This window comes from Pseudomonas sp. GW821-FHT01D09 (assembly GCF_059422465.1).
The window spans coordinates 232,944-250,963 of the sequence record NZ_JBWKWY010000006.1 but is presented as its reverse complement, the minus strand read 5'-3'; the positions used below and the strand labels follow the sequence as shown (position 1 = coordinate 250,963).

General features: G+C 61.4%; 19 protein-coding genes. 2 read left to right on the top strand and 17 right to left on the bottom strand.

Features of this window, described 5'->3' with window-relative positions; genetic code table 11:
- Positions 1-511 precede the first annotated feature (511 nt).
- Positions 512-1,534, bottom strand: coding sequence for a zinc-dependent alcohol dehydrogenase family protein (locus tag AC07W7_RS09660; RefSeq protein WP_076961139.1), 1,023 nt, complete (start codon positions 1,532-1,534; stop codon positions 512-514).
- Between the two features lie 247 nt (positions 1,535-1,781).
- Here AC07W7_RS09660 and AC07W7_RS09655 point away from each other — a divergent pair, with 247 nt between their 5' ends.
- Positions 1,782-2,696 (top strand): LysR family transcriptional regulator, encoded by a 915-nt coding sequence (locus AC07W7_RS09655; protein ID WP_076960917.1) that lies wholly within the window; start codon positions 1,782-1,784, stop codon positions 2,694-2,696.
- Between the two features lie 35 nt (positions 2,697-2,731).
- Here AC07W7_RS09655 and AC07W7_RS09650 read toward each other — a convergent pair whose 3' ends face one another.
- The 8 genes from AC07W7_RS09650 to AC07W7_RS09615 form a co-directional block, all read right to left on the bottom strand.
- Positions 2,732-3,496: a haloacid dehalogenase type II gene (locus tag AC07W7_RS09650; protein WP_099170343.1), complete on the bottom strand. Its 765-nt coding sequence runs from the start codon at positions 3,494-3,496 to the stop codon at positions 2,732-2,734.
- Positions 3,497-3,548: 52 nt separating this feature from the next.
- A complete protein-coding gene (locus AC07W7_RS09645; protein ID WP_495039199.1) occupies positions 3,549-4,259 on the bottom strand; it encodes a cytochrome c biogenesis CcdA family protein in 711 nt (236 codons plus the stop codon).
- Complete coding sequence (locus AC07W7_RS09640) at positions 4,256-4,639, bottom strand: thioredoxin family protein (protein ID WP_169866755.1); 384 nt, start codon at positions 4,637-4,639, stop codon at positions 4,256-4,258. Before AC07W7_RS09640 ends, AC07W7_RS09645 begins: the two co-directional genes overlap by 4 nt.
- A gap of 135 nt (positions 4,640-4,774) precedes the next feature.
- Positions 4,775-4,966, bottom strand: a complete 192-nt coding sequence (locus AC07W7_RS09635) for a DUF2790 domain-containing protein (RefSeq protein ID WP_232243882.1) — start codon at positions 4,964-4,966, stop codon at positions 4,775-4,777.
- A 252-nt stretch (positions 4,967-5,218) separates the two neighbouring features.
- Positions 5,219-6,061: an alpha/beta fold hydrolase gene (locus AC07W7_RS09630; protein WP_495039198.1), complete on the bottom strand. Its 843-nt coding sequence runs from the start codon at positions 6,059-6,061 to the stop codon at positions 5,219-5,221.
- A 12-nt stretch (positions 6,062-6,073) separates the two neighbouring features.
- Positions 6,074-7,366 (bottom strand): NAD(P)/FAD-dependent oxidoreductase, encoded by a 1,293-nt coding sequence (locus tag AC07W7_RS09625; protein WP_495039197.1) that lies wholly within the window; start codon positions 7,364-7,366, stop codon positions 6,074-6,076.
- 60 nt (positions 7,367-7,426) lie between these two features.
- Complete coding sequence (locus AC07W7_RS09620; protein ID WP_099170348.1) at positions 7,427-7,846, bottom strand: RidA family protein; 420 nt, start codon at positions 7,844-7,846, stop codon at positions 7,427-7,429.
- Positions 7,847-7,881: 35 nt separating this feature from the next.
- Positions 7,882-9,021, bottom strand: a complete 1,140-nt coding sequence (locus AC07W7_RS09615) for an ornithine cyclodeaminase family protein (protein WP_099170349.1) — start codon at positions 9,019-9,021, stop codon at positions 7,882-7,884.
- 185 nt (positions 9,022-9,206) lie between these two features.
- Here AC07W7_RS09615 and AC07W7_RS09610 point away from each other — a divergent pair, with 185 nt between their 5' ends.
- Positions 9,207-10,034, top strand: coding sequence for an AraC family transcriptional regulator (locus tag AC07W7_RS09610; RefSeq protein WP_495039196.1), 828 nt, complete (start codon positions 9,207-9,209; stop codon positions 10,032-10,034).
- 80 nt (positions 10,035-10,114) lie between these two features.
- Here the strand turns inward: AC07W7_RS09610 and AC07W7_RS09605 are convergent, their stop codons facing one another.
- From AC07W7_RS09605 to AC07W7_RS09570, 8 genes are all read right to left on the bottom strand, one after another.
- On the bottom strand, positions 10,115-11,056 hold the full coding sequence (locus AC07W7_RS09605; RefSeq protein WP_099170351.1) for a helix-turn-helix domain-containing protein: 942 nt from the start codon (positions 11,054-11,056) through the stop codon (positions 10,115-10,117).
- A 77-nt stretch (positions 11,057-11,133) separates the two neighbouring features.
- On the bottom strand, positions 11,134-11,913 hold the full coding sequence (locus AC07W7_RS09600) for a 2-keto-4-pentenoate hydratase (protein ID WP_197882803.1): 780 nt from the start codon (positions 11,911-11,913) through the stop codon (positions 11,134-11,136).
- Complete coding sequence (locus AC07W7_RS09595; RefSeq protein WP_099170353.1) at positions 11,910-13,517, bottom strand: bifunctional 3-(3-hydroxy-phenyl)propionate/3-hydroxycinnamic acid hydroxylase; 1,608 nt, start codon at positions 13,515-13,517, stop codon at positions 11,910-11,912. Before AC07W7_RS09595 ends, AC07W7_RS09600 begins: the two co-directional genes overlap by 4 nt.
- Positions 13,518-13,579: 62 nt before the next feature.
- Entirely contained in the window at positions 13,580-14,182 is a 603-nt protein-coding gene (locus AC07W7_RS09590; RefSeq protein WP_099170354.1) for an amino acid synthesis family protein, read from the bottom strand.
- Positions 14,183-14,192: 10 nt separating this feature from the next.
- A complete protein-coding gene (locus AC07W7_RS09585) occupies positions 14,193-14,642 on the bottom strand; it encodes a VOC family protein (protein WP_099170355.1) in 450 nt (149 codons plus the stop codon).
- A gap of 11 nt (positions 14,643-14,653) precedes the next feature.
- Entirely contained in the window at positions 14,654-15,694 is a 1,041-nt protein-coding gene (locus AC07W7_RS09580; protein WP_495039195.1) for a WD40/YVTN/BNR-like repeat-containing protein, read from the bottom strand.
- Positions 15,695-15,706: 12 nt separating this feature from the next.
- Positions 15,707-16,501 carry an SDR family NAD(P)-dependent oxidoreductase gene (locus AC07W7_RS09575; RefSeq protein WP_099170357.1) on the bottom strand — a complete coding sequence of 265 codons (795 nt, stop codon included), beginning with the start codon at positions 16,499-16,501 and terminating at the stop codon, positions 15,707-15,709.
- Positions 16,502-16,528: 27 nt separating this feature from the next.
- Positions 16,529-18,019, bottom strand: a complete 1,491-nt coding sequence (locus tag AC07W7_RS09570; RefSeq protein ID WP_169866763.1) for an aldehyde dehydrogenase family protein — start codon at positions 18,017-18,019, stop codon at positions 16,529-16,531.
- Position 18,020 lies beyond the last annotated feature (1 nt).

The following is an 18,020-nucleotide window of genomic DNA, read 5'->3' as shown; positions in this document are numbered from 1 at the left end:
TGGCCTGCCGGCCAGCCTAGGAAAGGTCTTACAACTTCCTACTAGCCTTTAACTCAAATATTAAAGAGTTATCTGACATATGCAGCGCAGGGCAAAAACCGGGTTTAGTTCGCGCACAGTTAATCGCTCCCTGTGCAGGCCAATATCCCTGGGCCGACATACAAGACGACTTGTTAGTTACCGCGAACCGGTGTGTTGAGTTGTTTTCTGCAATCATTGCTCAGTCCTTGAGATGAAAGTGACCGGGCAATTATCAGCGCTTGCTTGATGATTAAAAGATACAGACCCGGCGCAAAAACCAGTGCAGTTTGGCGAGCCGGGACTGAGCGCAGCCCCCATGTAAAACGCCGCTGCTCTGGGATTCAGGGCAGCGGCGGCATCAACGGCAGGTTTTGTAGGGAAAGAATCCCGGCGGGCGACTCAGCCAGGACGTAGATCCTGTCCTTCTAAATGGCGTATTTGCCCCATGGCAAGCACGGGCGGAATGTCCGATTACGAACATTCCCACAGATCAAACAGCTTCAACCTGCAACGCCACCCGCTCGCGGCATGGGCATTCGTCCATATAGCGATGAGCATCGACAAACTCGCTGAACGGAAACACCCGGGTCTTGAGCGGCACCAGCACACCGTCTGCGGTCAACTGGTTGATCTCACGCAGGGCCCGCTGCAGTGCCGCCTGGTCCTGGATAATGCCCAGCTCCGGCTTGCCCGTGAAGTTACCGATACAGTGCACAAAGAACTGGATGTTCTTCTGGAACGCGGCGCAGGCCGGGAACGGTGTCTGGTTGCCGCCCTGCAGGCCATACAACACCAGGCTGCCACGGGGCGCGAGAACATCGCCCAACAGCGACATCTGCGGGCCACCCAGGCCGTCAAATACCACATCCACGCCCCGCCCATCGGTGAACTTGTTGATTTGCATCAGCAAGTCCTGCTCTTCGGTGACGATGACCTTTTCGGCGCCCAGGGACAGCAGGTATTCGCGCTCTTCAGCCTTCTTGGTCGCGGCAATCACCCGCACCCCCAGCGCCTTGCCCAATTGCACAAACGAAGGCCCGGCACAATGGCTGGCATCCGTGACCAGCGCAAACTGCCCGGGCTTGACCCGCGCCAGGTCGATATAGGCAAAGTAGGCAATCAACAACGGTGTGTAATGCACGCTGGCCTGCACCGGGCTCAAGACGTCCGGGTAACGGGTCAGGGCCGAACGCGGCAAAATAATCTGTTCGCCATACACCGGGTAATCATTGGGGCTCTCGGCCGGGAAGCTGGCGACCTTGTCGCCAACGGCCAGGTCATCAACACCCTCGCCCAGCGCCATTACCACACCGGCCATTTCATGGCCCAGACCGGAAGGCAAGCGGGCATGGGACGACGCCAGGTTCTGCCGCCAGAGAATGTCGTACCAGCTGATGCCAATCGCTTCGACACGCACCTGCACTTCGCCCGGTGCGGGCAACGTGGCTTCATGCTCTTCGCACTTGAGCACCTCGGCCGGACCAAACTTGTGAAAACGGATCGTGCGGGACATCGCAAACCTCGCCAAAGTGACCTCTAATGCCATGAACTTTATCTGGGCTTTCGGGGCAAGGCCACCGGTCGCCATTAATAGTCGTCATGTCTGTCATTGATTCCACCGCCTAGGAAAACACCCTAGGCAGCGTAGGAAAACTGAATTAGCCGGTGCAGAGTACCAGCCTTTCCCCGTAAGATTCATGCCGGCCATTGTTGTCATGTGGCCGCTCACGTCAAGCTCGCTGAATCTGCCAGGACACAAGATGAACCGTAACGACCTGCGTCGTGTCGACCTGAACCTGTTGATCGTATTCGAAACCTTGATGCATGAGCGCAGTGTGACCCGCGCCGCCGAGAAATTGTTCCTCGGCCAGCCGGCCATCAGCGCCGCCTTGTCGCGCCTGCGCGGGCTGTTCGATGATCCGCTGTTCGTGCGCACCGGGCGCAGCATGGAACCCTCGGCCCGGGCCGTGGAAATTTTCGCCCTGCTCTCGCCGGCCCTGGATTCGATTTCCACCGCCGTCAGCCGCGCCGCCGAATTCGATCCGGCCACCAGTACCGCTGTGTTTCGCATTGGCCTGTCGGACGATGTCGAGTTTGCCTTGCTGCCGCAACTGCTCAAGCGCCTGCGCGCCGAAGCGCCGGGCATTGTGCTGGTGATCCGCCGCGTCAACTACATCCTGATGCCGGGCCTGCTGGCCTCCGGGGAAATCTCCATTGGCGTCAGCTACACCGCCGACCTGCCAGCCAACGCCAAGCGCAAACTGTTGCGCCGCAGCCTTCCCAAACTACTGCGCGCCGACAGCGTGCCCGGCGCCCTGAGCCTGGACGACTTCTGCGCTCGCCCCCACGCCCTGGTCTCGTTTGCCGGCGACCTCAGCGGGTTTATTGATGAAGAATTGGAAAAACTCGGCCGCCAACGCCATGTGGTACTGGCGGTTCCGCAGTTCAACGGCCTGGGCACCCTGCTGGCCGGCACCGATATCCTCGCCACCGTCCCCGACTACACCGCCGAAGCCCTGACCGCCACCGGCGGCCTGCGCGCCGAAGACCCGCCGTTACCGGTGCGCAGTTTTGAACTGCATATGGCCTGGCGTGGCTCACAGGACAACGATCCGGGGGAGCGGTGGCTGCGGTCGCGGATTCAGATGTTTTTTGGGGATCCTGAGAGTCTCTAGGTGGCGTCCGTGCCTGGCCGACCCGCTCTCCCCACTCAACGCACCGGCAACCTCTGCGCAAGCGCCTTGATATCACTCACCACATAGTCAGGCGCGGGTGCCAATGGATAGAGCGATTGCCCAGGGCGCGCAACAAACGCCGAGCGCAGGCCAGCACGCTGGGCCCCTGCGATATCCCACCCGTGAGCCGCTACCAGCATGGCCTCTGCGGGTGTAATACCACGTTGCTGAACGGCCCAGGTGTAGACCGCAAGGTTGGGTTTGTAGCTCTTGAGCGTGTCACTGCTCAGGTAGTCGGTGAACAGGTCGTCCAACCCCGCGAACGACAGCTGCGCCTGCACCACCTTACGCGATGAGTTAGTCAGTGCGATCAAGGTGTAGCCCTTATCCTTGAGCATCTGCAAGCCAGGGCGAACATCGGCATAAGCCGGCAAGCGAGTGATGGGCGTGACGATGGAAGCACGCGCCTGTGCCTCGCTGAGTTGGACCCCATGGGCCTGAGCCACCATCATCAGGGCCGCCGTGCCTACGGTGCCGAAGTCATGGTATTGCTCAGTCGAGGTCTCCACCAGCGAGTAATGCAACAGGGTGGAGAACCATAGGCCAAGCAACTCAGGCCGACCGCCCAGCGCCTGGCCGACAGAGGCGCGCATGGGCTCCAGGTCAAGCAAGGTCTCATTGATATCCAGGAAAATAACACTGGGCGCCTTGGTCTCGGTCGCGCTCTGCGCCTGGGCAAAGCCACTGATGAACAGGACGAATACCAACAGGGTATTGCTGAAAGCCTTACGTTTGAACATGATCGTCTCCCTAAAATAAGCCAGCGCTGTGAAAGCGATAGATTTCAAATCGTTATAGTGTCAAAAGCCAATCGGGCAAGATGCTCAAGGCGAAGGTTTCCAACACCTTGTCGACCCCTGTCAGTACCAACCCACCGAGCACTAACAGTAAAACCCCCAGGAACCGCTTGCCGTGGGTTGCGCGACTCATCAACCCTGGCCGCCACCGGGTCAGCAGTCGACCCGACAACACTGCCGCCAGTATCAAGACCGCAGCCGTACCCAGCCCAAAGGCGAACATCACCACAAAGGCCATGGTCATGTCCTGCCCAATGGATGCCAGCGCAATCGCCGCCCCCAACGTAGGCCCGACGCACGGCAGCCAGACCAACCCCAGCAACGCCCCGAGTCCAAACTGGCCCATTGCCGAGCCACCCCGGTAGTTATGGGTCTCGACACGGCTGGTCAGACGCGACAACTGCAGTGTGAGCCAGTCACCAAGCGGCTTGACGACTAATGTCAGCCCCAAAAACACCAGCAATACCGCCGCCACATAGCGGAAGATCACAGGGTCGATACCCAAATTAAGTAAAACAAAACTAATAATTGTGCCGGCCACTGCAAATGAAGTGCTCAGGCCCAAGGCGAGAAAAACCGCATCCAACTTGCTGGATTTGGCAGTGGACGACATCACCACCGGAACCAGCGGCCATACGCAAGGCGACAAAATACTCAGCACCCCTGCCACCATGGCCAGTGGGATAGAAACCAACTCAATACTCATCGCGCAGAAAACCCCTGCTCAATGGCGGCACCGATCACCGGCCCGCGAGTCTCCGCCACGCTGAACCACACCTGCTTATTGCCCTTGTACAACAACAGCGTCGATTGGCGAGGTGCACGAAACTGGGCCACCAGGTCCTTGCGCGTGTCGAAGTCAACGTCGAGTACGTGTAGGTTTTTGTCCGGGTTCTGTTCAATCCATTGGTTGATGATCTGTTTCTGCTTCTTGCAGGTTGGGCACCACGGGGCATTGACATCGACCAGCACCAACTCGCCACTGGCCTGGAGTTTGTCGAAGCGCTCCTGACTGTAGGGTTCACTGGCAAACACTTGGCCAACCATGGCAAACATAACAATCAAGGCCGAGAAAATCTTTTTCATAGGGAGGGGCTCTATTAAATAGCGGAAACAGACCTGCCGTTCGGACAACGCACCGGGCGCGTCCTATATGACAAATAAAAAGTTATTGATTACATGAGCGATATGAATAGTGCGATGACTGGACATACCGAAAAATCAGTTACATCCATTACCCATTACACTGTATTCAAGAACATGCTTTTTTTGCCTGGAGTCCTCATACACCATCCGTACGGGGGTGATCTCACAACGCTCCGACACAGAAGAGATACTAATGACACGCTGTATATCCCCAACGAACCATGAGCCTGGCCGCTCTATAGGCAAAGTCTCTCCATCAACGACCATAGAGTCACCCACGGCCCCCGTGGGTAACTCTCCTGCAACGGCAAAGCCGCTTACCATCAAAAAGCCCGTCAAAAAAAGATATTTCATTTCAGCTATCCAAGAGACTCATCATTTCGTACAGCCCCAAGCTAATGTTCTCTTGGTTCTGTCACCCAGGACGAAATGATGTTTAACCACGATTAGCTGAACATTAATTAATTAAACGATTTACCTGAAGTTCTAAAACACCTTCCTTGCTCACCGCCCGACCGCTTACCCGAGCACAAGACTGTCGAGAAAGTCAGCCACCCTGGTATTGAACACCGCCCCCTGGTCGTCGTGCACATAATGACTAGCGTCCGCGACTTCCACCGTCTGCACATGGGGGTTGCTGGCACTCATCGCCTGCAGCGTCGCAGGTGGCAGGAAGTCCGAGCGGCCGCCGCGAATGAACAGGGTCGGGCAATCCAGCGCGCGCACCGCCGGCCACAGGTCCGTCGGTTCGATACTCAACCGTGCCTCGGCAATCCCCTGCTGGTCATGGCGCCAGGTGATCGCGCCGTCGCGCTCTTGCATCGAATGCGCAAGCCTCGACGCCAGGCTCTGTTCCGACAACCCTGGGCGCGAAGCCCGCCAGAAGGCACGGGCCGCTTCCCAGCTCTCGAACTGCAACGGCGTCTGGCCCATCTCGCGACGGATGCGCGCGGCGCCATCGCCCTGGCTGGAGGAGCCGGGGCCGATGTCCTCGATCAGCAAGCCCAGCAAGCGTCCCGGATGTTGCCGTGCATATTCCAGGGCGTTGGCACCGCCCAATGAATGCCCCAGCAAGACAAAACGCTGCAAGCCCACATGGGCGAGCCAATCTTCCAGGTCCTCGACATACGATTGCGTGTGGTAACTGGCGGGCGCCGCCCAATCGCTCAACCCCCGGCCACGCTGGTCCAGAGCATAGATGCAGTAGCCCGGCCCCAAGGATTGCGCCAGCGACTCCCAGGTCTGTGCATAGGCCCGCAAGCCGTGCAACAGCACCAGGGGCACACCACTCGAAGCGCCCCAGCGTAAAAAATGCAGGCGCAAGCCCGAACGGTTGCGAAAGAAACAGCTCTCGGAAAGCATCGGTGTATTCCTTTAGAAACGATCGAAACGATAAGGGGTTGGATCAATGATCGGTGCCTGCCCACTGACCAGGTCCGCCGCAAGATGACCGGCCGCGGGCGACGTGCCGAAACCGTGCCCCGAGAAGCCGGTGGCCACGGTCAGCCCCGGGATCTGCGCTACCGGCCCGATGACCGGGTTGGAGTCGGGTGTCACGTCGATGGTGCCGGCCCAGGCCTGGGCGATCCGCGCCTGTGCAAAAACCGGCCAGGCGGCCGTCAGGTTGTTCAGCGCGTCACGGTTGAGCCGCGGGTTCGCGGCCGGGTCCTGCACCCTGACACGCTCGAACGGGCTGACACTGCCGGGCTGCCAACGCCGTGCAAGCGCCAGATCCTTGAAAAAAGGCTTGCCCAGCGACAGGTTCAGTACGCTGCGTTGCGCACGGAACTGCGGCATATAGGGCTTGGCCAGCAACAGGTGGTCGAGTGTCAGGCAGGCATCCAGTTTGCCGCGCTGGGTAATGATGAAGCCGCCATCCTTGTGCTTGCGAAACGAAAAGTCCGGGGCCCCGACGGCAATCTGCGTCGGCCCGGCCATGGGCTGGGTACGCAGCACCGAACAGGTCAAGGGCAAGGTCGGCAACGAGACCCCGAGGTTGCCCAGAAAACGCCGTGACCATATGCCCCCCGCCAGCAACACATGCTCGCAGCGGATCTCGCCTTGCTCGGTCACTACGCCACTGACCGCACCGGCGGCCATCTGCAGCGTCCGCACCGCGCAATGCTCGATAATCACCACGCCCATGGCCAGGGCCGCCTTGGCGATGGCGCTGCTGGCCAGCGTCGGTTCGGCACGCGCATCGGAGGGCGTAAAGATACCGCCGGCCCAGTCACCCACGCCGCCCGGCACCAGCGCGTCAATCTCACGCTTGCTGAGCAGCCGTGAATCCAGCGACAAATGCTCCACCGACTTGAGCCACCCCTCATGCATTGCCATCTGCGCCGGGGTACGCCCGACAAACATGATGCCCTCCTGGCGATACCCCACATCCGCCCCTACTCGCTCGGGCATCTTTGCCCACAAACGGTCGGCGGCCAGAGCCAGCGGAATATCGGCGGCGTGACGGCTGGTTTTGCGCACCCAGCCCAGGTTGCGTGAGGATTGCTCGGCGGCGATACGGCCCTTTTCCAGGACCACCACCGCAATGTTGCGTTCGGCCAGGGTCAGCGCAGCCGTCAGGCCGATGATCCCGCCGCCAATGATGACGACAGAGGTGGTAGTGGGCAGCACAGTGGACGTTGTCACGGGCGCTATAGTCGGTGCCATGGTCAAGACTCGGTAAACGAATAAGGGCGGCCACGCCTGCGCCTGGCCGCATGACGATGATTACGCCAGGCGAATGACTTCGACCTGCGCCTTCGACGCGTTGCGATACGCCGTGACTTCCAGCTCCACCTTGTAGACCGTCGAGCCCAGGGGCGGACAGGTGACGGTGCTGGCCGGGTCGACGCCGCGAAACTTCTCGCCGATCAGGGTCATCACCGCCGGCACGTCCCTGGGGTCCTGGATGAACACCCGCGAACACACCACATCCGCCAGGCTCGCATCGACTGCCGCCAGGGCCGCTTCGATATTGGCGAAGACCTGATGGGTCTGTTCAAGAATGTCTTCGGGAATCTGCTTGGTCTGCGGGTTGCGGCCCGCAGTGTTGGACACGTAGATCCAGTTGTCCACGACCACCAGGCGCGAATAGCTGGCCTGGTCTTCAAACGGCGAACCGGTCTTGAGCTTAATGATTTTTGTCATGTCGAATGCCTCGTCAGATGGGGTGAAGGGTTGGCTTAGCGCAGTACCGGGGTGTCCCACAAGTTCAAGGTCACGCCGATGCCTTGTTCAAGCGCCTTGCGATACACCACCGTGCCCCAGGCCACGTCTTCGACGGGCATGCCGCCCACCGACATGATGATGATCTCCTCATCGTTCCTGCGGCCTGGCGCGGCCCCGGCGATGATCTTGCCAATGTCCTCGACGTCGTCGAGGCACATCTTGCCTTCGGCAATCATGTCCATGAAACGCACGCCAATGACCGGCACGCAGTGATGCGCAGGCTTGGGCAACTCGTCAAACCAGGCCTGGTAGAGACCGGTGTTGTCCAACACCTTGCGCACGTCGCGCTGTTCCATGCCTGCGTCGAGGGAGCACGATGCCGGCATCGCGAGGAAGGCGCCGGGCTTGACCCACTCGCGCCGCACAATTGGGTAGATCGAGGGGTCGCCCACCTCGCCGGAGCTACAATAAGTAACAAGGTCCGAGTCGCGAACCACCGCTTCAAGGGTGTCGACGACCTGGAGCGTGGTGATCTGCGGATAAGTGTCTTTGACCCACGCCATAAAGTTGTCGAGGCTCTTCTGGCCACGGCCCTTGATCTTCAACGTATCAATATGCGGGCATACCGCGATGAAGGCCGCCAGCGTGGTCTTGCCCATCACCCCCGGGCCGAGCAGGCCGACGACTTTCGAGTCCTTGCGGGCCAGGTGACGCGCGCCCACCCCGGGAATCGCACCGGTGCGGTACGCTGACAGCAGGTTGGCCGACATATGGGCCAGCGGTGCGCCGGTGTCGGGGTCATTCAGGGTGAACATCAAGATGGAGCGCGGCAGGCCTTTTTCGCGGTTGGCGATATTGGAGCCGTACCACTTCACCCCGGCGGTGCAAAAGCTGCCGCCCAGATAGGCCGGCATGGCCATCATGCGCCGGTCGGCCGTGGGTTTGGGCATGTTTGGAAACGGCGAGTCCTGCGGAAAAACAACCATCGCGCCATGGGAGTCATTGTTCGGGCCGGCCATGCGGTAGTCACCGGCATACAGCAGGCCGAACATTTCTTCCATGGTATTCACGCAGGCCAGCATGTCGGTCACCCCCGCACGGATCATGTCCTGCTCGGAGAGGTAGATGAAGTCGATTTTTGTATTTATAGGCATAGTTATTCTCGGGTTGAAGGTGAGATCGCTGCGGTAGGCGCAACTCCACACTGTCGACGTCGAGTATCTGGCGGCAGTATCCGGCGGTATTGTAAATTTCGGACATGCCCACGGGCCGGCAGCGTGTCAGTTGGCGCGATTAATGCCTTGGATTTCCCGTACCGCTGCCGTCCCAAGGGGCAACCATGATCCAACAGAGCGTGCCGACTCCCCGGCCTCACACGGTGAACGAACAGCCCTGGTTCGTACTCAACTCTTCACGCTATTGGGTGATGCCCTGCGCGCACCCGGCGATCTCGCATTTCTATGCCTTCGATGTGGCCCACTCGAGCAATCTGCTGGCCGTGCCGGACGGCTGCGTGGACATTGTGTTCGACTGCGACGCCACCCGCCCCAGCGCCCGGATCTGTGGCACCCCGCTGACCGCCCAGGCCGTCCAGTTGCACCAGCACCATCACTACTTTGGCGTGCGTTTTTCACCGGGAATCATTCCCGGCTTTATCAATGTGCTGGCCGAAGAGTTAACCGAGCGGGAATTCGACCTGCTGGAAGTCTCGGGGTTTGCCCAACGGATCTTTGAAAGCATCGTGCAGGCCCCCCTGCTGGGCGATCAAATGCGCCTGTTCAACGACTATCTGGCCCCTCGCCTGATGGGCAAGACGTCCAGGCTCACGGCCATGATCATCCAGCAGACGCTGCGCCATCGCGGCGATGTGCGGATCCAGCAACTCGAAGACCTCAGCGGCTACACCAGTCGCACGGTGCACCGTCAGTTCAGCCAGGACACCGGCATGTCCCCCAAGACTTTTTGCCGGATCATCCGCTGCCAGGCAGCCCTGGATACCCTCAATACCCAACACGATGTTTCGTTTTCGCAGTTGGCGCTCGACCTGGGGTTTTCCGACCAATCGCACTTCCTGCGCGACTTCAAGAAGCTGGTCAGCACCACGCCCTGCGACTACCAGCGCAAAATGCTGCAGAACGCCTACACCGACCGGATCAGCTACGCCTGAGCGGGCCGTACGCCAACCCCCCATCGCTATCGTTTCGTTCGTCAGGCACAGTGCGCTTCGTCGCAGGTCTCGAGCGCGGTTCAGCCCATCGCCCGACGGGTCTCGGACGGCGACTCGCCAAACAGCTCGCGGTAATGCGCGGCAAAGTGGCTCAGATGGAAAAAGCCCAGGGCCACCGCGATCTCACCGACGTTATGGGCATAGGCAGGCGTGGCGATCAAGCGTCGGCGCACCGCATTCAGACGCAAGTTGCGCAGGTACTCGACCGGGCGCATGCCGGTCACCGCCTGAAAGCTGTTCTGCAGGGTCCGCCGGCTCACCCGCAGGTGTTCGCACAGGTCGAGAATACTCAGTGGACTGTCGCCACTGGCATCGATCAACTCCTGGCAGCGCTTGACCAGGTAAGCACTCACGGCGAAGTTGCCGCGACGGCAGCGCACCTCGTCGGTGGCATTGCTGAACAGGTCGAGGAAGGTGTTGAGCAGTTCGTCCTCCAGCATTCTTTCGGCGGTGCTGCTGATGGCGTCCGTTTGTTCCAAAAGGTGACGAAACAGTGGGTAAATACGCTGGCGTATCCGCAGCAGTAACGCGTCATCCGCGCATAGCTGCGAGCGGGTGGTCAGGCGCTTGAGCTGATCACGGGACAACTCGAAGGCGGCCAGTTTGGCGAAGCGTACTGTATCGACATTGAGCGCGAAGAAGTGCGTGCCTTCAGGCGCATGCAATACAAACTCCTCGCCATCGCGTAACAGCACTACGTTATGCGTGCCCACCTGTTGCCCTTGCGCCACCGGTGCACTGCCCAACGACATGGCCGCGCACAGGCGTCCCGTCGGTGCATAACCGCGCTGTACCACGCGTTTGTCCAGGACCTCCTGGAAGATCTGGAAGCGGTCGGCAGACAACTGCAGCAGTTCACTGGTCAGGCAGCCACGGCCCAGTTGGTCATACACTTGCCGCCAGCCCTGGATGGAGCCGGCATGGAGTTGAGGGTCATTGAAGGTTCGGACTTCAGCCAGCATGATCGTCGTTCCTCGTTGGCCCCGTTGTGGTTATCGGCCTGAAAGGGGCTTAAGTCATCCATGACGACCGCTGTGGTTTACACAGGGAGGGTGTCCGCGCTGAAAACCAAAGCCAGTTCCGTGCCAAACATATGCAGGCGGTACGTGGTGGGCTGGATACTCATCGGGGCCAGCAGCGCCCCGCACAGCACCACCTGCCCGGCCTCCACCCGTTGGCCGTCCGCCAACAGACGGCGGATCAGCCAGCACAGATTGGCCAGCGGCGGGTCCTCACGATCCTGGGTCTGGCCATCGCCGCAGGGCGCGCCCGCGCATTCCAGGCGGTAGCCCACATTGGCGTGTTGCCGCGGATCGAACGCCATCCGCGGCCCGAGGCAGTAAAGCCCCGCCGCCGCGTTATCGGCCAGAAAGGCCCCCACGCCGAACGCCCACCCCTGCCAACGGCAGTCGGCAATCTCGAACGCCGGAGCCACTTGTGCAATGGCCGCCAGGATCTCCTCGTCGCGGTAGTCTCCCGGCGCCAGGCTGCGCCCCAGGATGATCGCCACTTCGATCTCCAGCTTGGGCTGGATCAACCGTGAGAGCGCCACCACCGTGTTCGGTTCGACACTCATCCGATTGGTCAGGCCGCCATACACCGGCTCGTCAATGCCCATGCGCTGTTGCGCGGCGCGGCCGGCGAAGGCGATTTTCCAACCGCTCAGTTGTTCGCCTGCCCCCATGCGCCTGTCCAGCGCCTGGCGTTGCAACGCGTACCCTGAAAGCAGGTCCAGCGCCTCGGGTGGCAGCGGCGCAATGGCTTGTGCCGTGCGCGTGGCCTGGTGCAACCGGTTCAAGAACCCGTTATCGCCGCTCATGACAGTTGTTCCGCCAATTTGCGCAACACACCTTCAAGCCGCTCAGGTGTGGTAATGGCCGCGATAAACCGGTCCGGGCGCACCACGACGATGCAGTCGCGGACCTTGGAGAACCATTCGCCCAGGCGATTATCCACGTCCTCCACGCTGATCGCGTCCATGGCCATCAAGGGCTGGTGACGAGCAGTGCCACTGCGCGAACGATTGACCTGAATGAAGCGCGTGTCCCAGCGCCCCCAAAAACTCGTGGTTTCTTCGCTGAGGGCCTCGCGGGGATTGACCCGATACCCCAGCACCGCATAGGAATGGCCCAGCACCTCATCAAGACGCCGACGCTGGCCCTCGCTGTCTTCGATATAGGGCTGCACAAACAATTGGCCGACCAGGTCGTCCTCACGCAGTTCGGCACGCTCGTGATAGACCAGGCCCTTGGTGATGGTGGCCTTGGGCTTGAACTTGAACTCCAGCAGGTGCGAACGCAGGTTATCGACGCTGTTCACCGCCTGGAACAGCCAGTCACGCACACCGGCCATCAACGGGTTGGTCAGCCCCAGTACGGCGCCCATGTTGTCGGCCAGGGCCACCAGTTCGGTGGCGTGCCCGCGGCGTTCCTGGTCGTAGCTGGCAAGGATCGCGTGTGAGGCGCGGCCCTGGAGGATAGCCGCCAGCTTCCAGGCCACGTTGGCCACATCGCGCAACCCGGAATTGAGGCCCTGCCCGGCCCAGGGTGGCGAAATATGCGCGGCATCGCCGACCAACGCCACCCGCCCTTGAACAAATCGCGCCGCGACCCGGGAATGGTGGGTATAGGCGCGGATACGGATGATATTCAACGCGTCGACCGCGTCGCCGATATGCCCACGGATCAGGTCGCGGATGGTGCTCTCGTCACACATCTTCGCCTCATCCTCGCCCTCCATCAGCATGAACTCCCAACGGCGCTGCTGGTAGGGCAGGTAAATGCACACGAAGGGCCGTTGCGGGTCGGCATGCAGTGCGGTGTAGGGGGCATCCAGGGTGTCATTGGCGGTGTCGATCACCACCCATTTGCGTGGATGGGTCAGCCCCAGCAACTCGATGCCGAGTTTTTTGCGCACCGTAGAACGCCCGCCATCGGCGCCGATGACATAGTCGGCGCGCAGTTGGTAGACCTCGCCCCGAGCATCGCGCACCTGCAAGGTCACGCCCTGCCCGTCCTGTTCCAGGTCAAGCATTTCATGGCCCTGGCGCAAAGTGACGCTGGTGCGCTGGCCCAGGGTTTGGCGCAGTGTGCCTTCAAGCAATTGCTGCATGAAAATATTGCGCATTGGCCAGCCGTAATGGGCGGTACTGGGCTTGACCTCGGCGAAACACACACCACGGGCGTTGTAATAGCGCAGCGGCACATCGCAGATCATGTCGCGCGCGGCCAGTTCGGCGATGCCGATGCCCTGCAATACACGCAGGGCTTCATCGTCCATGCCTACCGCACGCGGGTACGGCAGGATGCCGTCGGCAAGCTCAAGGACGATGCAGTCGATTCCGTACATCCCCATATAGTGCGCGGCCGTGATCCCGTTGGGGCCGCCGCCGACAATGACAACCTGGGTTTTCTCCTGCTTCATCGCTATTCACCGCTTTCTTGTTGTGGTTTTAATCCGGCGTCGCCAAAGCTGCACGCCCGCAATCAGTACAGCCCATCAACCCCTTTGACATCTTCGGCCTGCAGGCCGCCGAGCCTGGCATGCAAGCGCCCACGGGTGGCAAAGGCCCAGATCACGATCACTTCATCCGGCGCGGGGCCGTCACCGAACATCAGCGACATACTGTCGTAGTGCGAGCGCACATACAGGGCATCCTTGTGGGCCAGCGGCACATCAATGGTGGAGCCGGGGCCGCCGCGCTTGCCGGTGGAGGGCACCCAGGACTTGCCGCCGCCCAGCGCCAGGCGCACCGGGTCAGCAGCCGGGTTGGTCAGGAAGGCATTGCCATGTTCGTACTCGCCCTGGCTGCCCACCACGCACGCTTTGCCGTAGCTGACAATCTCCCGGGAGCCGGCCAACGCCTGGATACGACGTCCAAACTCATGCCCCAGCTGTGGCGAGGGTTGGACCAACTCGGCCAACGACTCGCTGTAGCGACCGGCATAGGGGTTGGCGATCACGGCGGCAACGGCATATTTGAACAGCGGCTCGCCATCGGCCAATTGGCCGGTTTCGTTGGCCAGGGTTTCTTCGACAAAGCTGTACCATTTGCGGATGTGATAAGTAGCAAAGTTAGCGGTTTTCATAGGGTTTGCCTCAAAGTGGGTCCAGTTTGAAATGACGACTCGGCGCACCGGCGGCCTTGAACCGGGCCTTGCCGCGTGCATCGTCGTGTTCGGTCTCAAGGAAAAATTCCATGCGGTTGCCGTCGGGATCGTTGAAGTACACGCCATGGCCGATCTCGTGGTCGGTGATCTTCACCACTTCGACCCCCTTGCCCAGCAACATGCCGTAGAGCTGACGCAAGGTGGTCATGTCCCCGGCGATCTCCAGGCCGTAGTGTTGCAGCCCCAGCCCGCCCTGGTGGGCGCCGGGCTCGGCACGGATCAAGGCGATGTCGTGATGCTTGCCGCCAAACGCCATCATGACCCAGCTCTCGCCACGGGCACTTTCGTGCATGCCCAGGATGTCGGCGTACCAGCGCGCCGACACGTCAGGATCACTGACCCAGAGCGATAAATGAGTACGCAGGATCTCGACCTTCATGGCGCTCTACCTCAATGCTTTTTCACGATGGATTGATGCCCGGCCTTGATCTGCGCCACGGCAGGTGTCCAGAGCACATCGGCGATCTCGCTGAATTCGCGCCAGTGCTTCTGCCAGCCATCACCGCCATTGTCACTGGTGAACAAGTGCCCATACTTGGTGCCCGCCACGATCTGCTGCGGGTTGGCCGGGTTGAACGCAATCGCCCAGACACAGGAGTTAGGCTGCTGCGGCAAGGGCAGCACCTCCCAACTGAGCGCGGCATCGCGGGAGACCAGGATCTTGCTGGTGGTGCCGGGAGTACCGTCGGAAATACTCAGGTACAGCAGGTTCTGCGTGCCCAACGGCGCGTTCATCGCACGTATGTAGTACAGGCCAAAGGCTTCCCGGCCGATGATGCCGGTCCAGGTCAGCCCTTCATCCAGGCTGCGGTAGACCGCATTGACGCACACCACCACAATGACTTTCTCGCCGTGATTGGGCAGGACCAGGATGTTGTGGATGTCCGAGTTGTAGTCCCACAGCAGCCGGTCGTCGACTCGCGTCCAACTGTCACCACCGTCGCGGGAATGGAACAGCCCGCCCTCCTCCAGGCCGAACCACAGCTGGTTGCGGTCGGTCGGGTCATAGGCGAAGGCCAGCAGGCGCGGGCGGCTGACGCCGTCGCAGAACTCCGGGATGTCCACCGGGGCACGGTCCCAGTTCAGGCCACCGTCCAGGGTCCGCCAGAGCACGGCACGCGAAGGCGCACCGGTGCCGACAAACATCCGTTGCGCATCCTGCGGGTCGACCGCGACTTTCCACACGGTCTGCCCATTGAACGGCGCATCGACCCGCTGCCAATGCCCACCGGTATCGCGGCTGACGCACAAGCCCACGTCTGTGCCGGCATAGATCACCTCGGGGGTATCGGGATGCACCCCCAGGGATCGGGTGATTGCATCGAACTCCAGGTCCTGCCCCAGGCCCAGGCGGTGCCAGGTACGGCCATCGTCGGCACTGCGGATCACCGCTTGCCCCACGGTAGCCACCAAAAGGGTTCCGTTACTCATCACTGATGCTCCTCAGATATAGATGCCACGGGTCAAGCCGCCGTCGATGCCGATCGACTCCCCGGTCACCGCACCGGCCTTGGGCGACGCCAGAAAACCAATCAGCCAGCCCATTTCAATCGGCGCGAGGGTGCGGCGAATCGGCGTTGCGTCGATATACGCCTGCTCGACCTGCTCCGCGGTCTTGCCTTGCTTGATCCCTTCGCGCTCGTACAGCTCCTGGATATGCGGGGTGTCCACCACGCCGGGGTGAATCAGGTTGACCGTGATGCCCGAGGCGCCCAACTGGTCGGAAAGGGTCTTGGTCATATGGGCAATCGCCAGGTTGCGCATGCCCGAGAGGACTTTGCTGCTACGTCCGGTGAGGCCGCCGATGTTGATGATGCGACCGAAGCCGGCAGCCTTCATGTGCGGGGTCACGGCCTTGGCGCAACGGAAGTAGCCGATCACCTTGGTGTTGAGGTCCGACAGCAGCTCGTCGTCGCCGGCATGCTCGATGTCGTTGCGCACCACACCGGACGGCGCGGCGGCACCGTTGACCAGGATGTCGATACGACCAAAGTGCTTGTAGGCCGCCTCGACCATTTCCGACACCGCCGACATGTCATTGGTGTCACAGAACAGCGGCAGCACTTCGTTGCCGGTCTGTGCGCTGATCTCCTCGGCAGCCAGTTGCAGGAACGCCATGCGCCGCGCACAGATCACCACCTTGCAGCCTTCCTCGGAGAGAAAACGTGCCACTTCCTTGCCAATGCCCATGCCGCCACCGGTGACAATGGCCACGCGGCCTTTCAATTCCAGATCCATAGCAATTACCTCTTGTGATTATTCAGTTCAGGCCAGATCGACAAACACGCTTTTGGTCTCGGTGTAGGCATCGATCACGTTTTTCCCCATTTCCCGGCCCCAGCCGGACTGCTTGTAGCCGCCGAAGGGCGAGGCCGCATCGACCACATTCCAGCAGTTGATCCACACCGAGCCGGCCTTGAGCTGCGCCGCCACGCGGTGCGCCGAGCGTAGGTCGCGGGTCCACAGGCCCGCCGCCAGGCCATACGGCGAATCGTTGGCGCGCAGTACCAGGTCGTCGATTTCGGTCCAGCTCATGACGGTCAGTACCGGCCCGAAGATCTCTTCGCGGGCGACACAGGCACGTTCGGCGCGATCAAGAAATACGCTAGGCGCCATGAAGTGGCCGCGCTCCAGATGGGCCGGCCGGGCGCCGCCGCAGATCAGTTCGGCACCCTCCTCCTGGCCCCGTTGCAGGTAGCCCTTGACCGTGCTCAGTTGGCGCTCCGACACCAGCGGGCCCATGCTGCTGGCCGGGTCCAGGCCGTTGCCGAGCACGTGGGCGGCGGCATGCCGTTCAAGCTCTTCCAGCACCTGGTCCAGCACGCTGGCATGCACATACAGGCGCGAGGCGGCCGTGCACACCTGGCCCTGGTTGTAGAAGATGCCATCGGCGGCACCTTTGGCAGCGCGCACAATATCGGCGTCCGGCAAGATGATATTCGGCGACTTGCCGCCCAGCTCCAGCGAAACCTTTTTCATGTTGCTGGTGGCGGCTTGCGCGATCAGCCGGCCGACCTGGGTCGAGCCGGTAAAGGCAATCTTGTCGACATCGGGATGCTGGGCCAGCGGTGCGCCCGTTTCAGCGCCAAGGCCGGTGACCAGGTTGACGACCCCGGCCGGAAACCCGGCGGCCTCGATCAACTGCACCAGGCGGATCGCCACGAGTGGCGTTTGCTCGGCGGGCTTGAGCACCGCCACACAACCGGTGGCCAGTGCCGGGCCGAGCTTCCAGACGCACATGTTCAACGGGAAATTCCACGGCACGATCAGCGCGCAGACCCCCACCGGTTCACGCAAGGTGTAGTTGAGCATGGGCGCACCGCTGGCCGGCGACACCGGCAGCGTGCTGCCTTCGATCTTGGTCGGCCAGCCGGCGAAGTAGCGCAGGATGGTCGCCGCACTGGCCGCTTCACCGCGCGCGGCGGCGATGGGCTTGCCGTTCTCCAGGGTGATCAGTTGCGCCAGCTCTTCGCGGTGCTGGTCCAGCAGATCGGCCAGGCGCAACAGCAGCAGGCCGCGCTGGGCCGGCGACTGCAGTGCCCAGGCGCCATTGAACGCCGAGCGCGCGGCAGCGACCGCCGCCTCCACATCACGCGCATCGCCCTGGGCGACTTCGCCCAGGGTTTCTTCGGTCGCCGGGTTTTCCACGGCAAACCGCCGGCCAGCGGCGGCGTCCTGCCAACTGCCGCCGATAAACAAGCGGCCCGGCCGGGACAGAAAGGCCTGGACGGCCGGCAGCACTTCAAACGGTTTCATC

Coding starts and splice junctions, on each gene's coding strand:
- AC07W7_RS09660 (WP_076961139.1), bottom strand. CDS start 1,534: ATGTCCCGCACGATCCGTTTTCACAAGTTTGGTCCGGCCGAGGTGCTC.
- AC07W7_RS09625 (WP_495039197.1), bottom strand. CDS start 7,366: ATGGCACCGACTATAGCGCCCGTGACAACGTCCACTGTGCTGCCCACT.
- AC07W7_RS09600 (WP_197882803.1), bottom strand. CDS start 11,913: ATGAGCGGCGATAACGGGTTCTTGAACCGGTTGCACCAGGCCACGCGC.
- AC07W7_RS09610 (WP_495039196.1), top strand. CDS start 9,207: ATGATCCAACAGAGCGTGCCGACTCCCCGGCCTCACACGGTGAACGAA.
- AC07W7_RS09630 (WP_495039198.1), bottom strand. CDS start 6,061: ATGCTTTCCGAGAGCTGTTTCTTTCGCAACCGTTCGGGCTTGCGCCTG.
- AC07W7_RS09580 (WP_495039195.1), bottom strand. CDS start 15,694: ATGAGTAACGGAACCCTTTTGGTGGCTACCGTGGGGCAAGCGGTGATC.
- AC07W7_RS09655 (WP_076960917.1), top strand. CDS start 1,782: ATGAACCGTAACGACCTGCGTCGTGTCGACCTGAACCTGTTGATCGTA.
- AC07W7_RS09645 (WP_495039199.1), bottom strand. CDS start 4,259: ATGAGTATTGAGTTGGTTTCTATCCCACTGGCCATGGTGGCAGGGGTG.
- AC07W7_RS09595 (WP_099170353.1), bottom strand. CDS start 13,517: ATGAAGCAGGAGAAAACCCAGGTTGTCATTGTCGGCGGCGGCCCCAAC.
- AC07W7_RS09650 (WP_099170343.1), bottom strand. CDS start 3,496: ATGTTCAAACGTAAGGCTTTCAGCAATACCCTGTTGGTATTCGTCCTG.
- AC07W7_RS09615 (WP_099170349.1), bottom strand. CDS start 9,021: ATGCCTATAAATACAAAAATCGACTTCATCTACCTCTCCGAGCAGGAC.
- AC07W7_RS09605 (WP_099170351.1), bottom strand. CDS start 11,056: ATGCTGGCTGAAGTCCGAACCTTCAATGACCCTCAACTCCATGCCGGC.
- AC07W7_RS09585 (WP_099170355.1), bottom strand. CDS start 14,642: ATGAAGGTCGAGATCCTGCGTACTCATTTATCGCTCTGGGTCAGTGAT.
- AC07W7_RS09620 (WP_099170348.1), bottom strand. CDS start 7,846: ATGACAAAAATCATTAAGCTCAAGACCGGTTCGCCGTTTGAAGACCAG.
- AC07W7_RS09635 (WP_232243882.1), bottom strand. CDS start 4,966: ATGGTCGTTGATGGAGAGACTTTGCCTATAGAGCGGCCAGGCTCATGG.
- AC07W7_RS09575 (WP_099170357.1), bottom strand. CDS start 16,501: ATGGATCTGGAATTGAAAGGCCGCGTGGCCATTGTCACCGGTGGCGGC.
- AC07W7_RS09570 (WP_169866763.1), bottom strand. CDS start 18,019: ATGAAACCGTTTGAAGTGCTGCCGGCCGTCCAGGCCTTTCTGTCCCGG.
- AC07W7_RS09640 (WP_169866755.1), bottom strand. CDS start 4,639: ATGAAAAAGATTTTCTCGGCCTTGATTGTTATGTTTGCCATGGTTGGC.
- AC07W7_RS09590 (WP_099170354.1), bottom strand. CDS start 14,182: ATGAAAACCGCTAACTTTGCTACTTATCACATCCGCAAATGGTACAGC.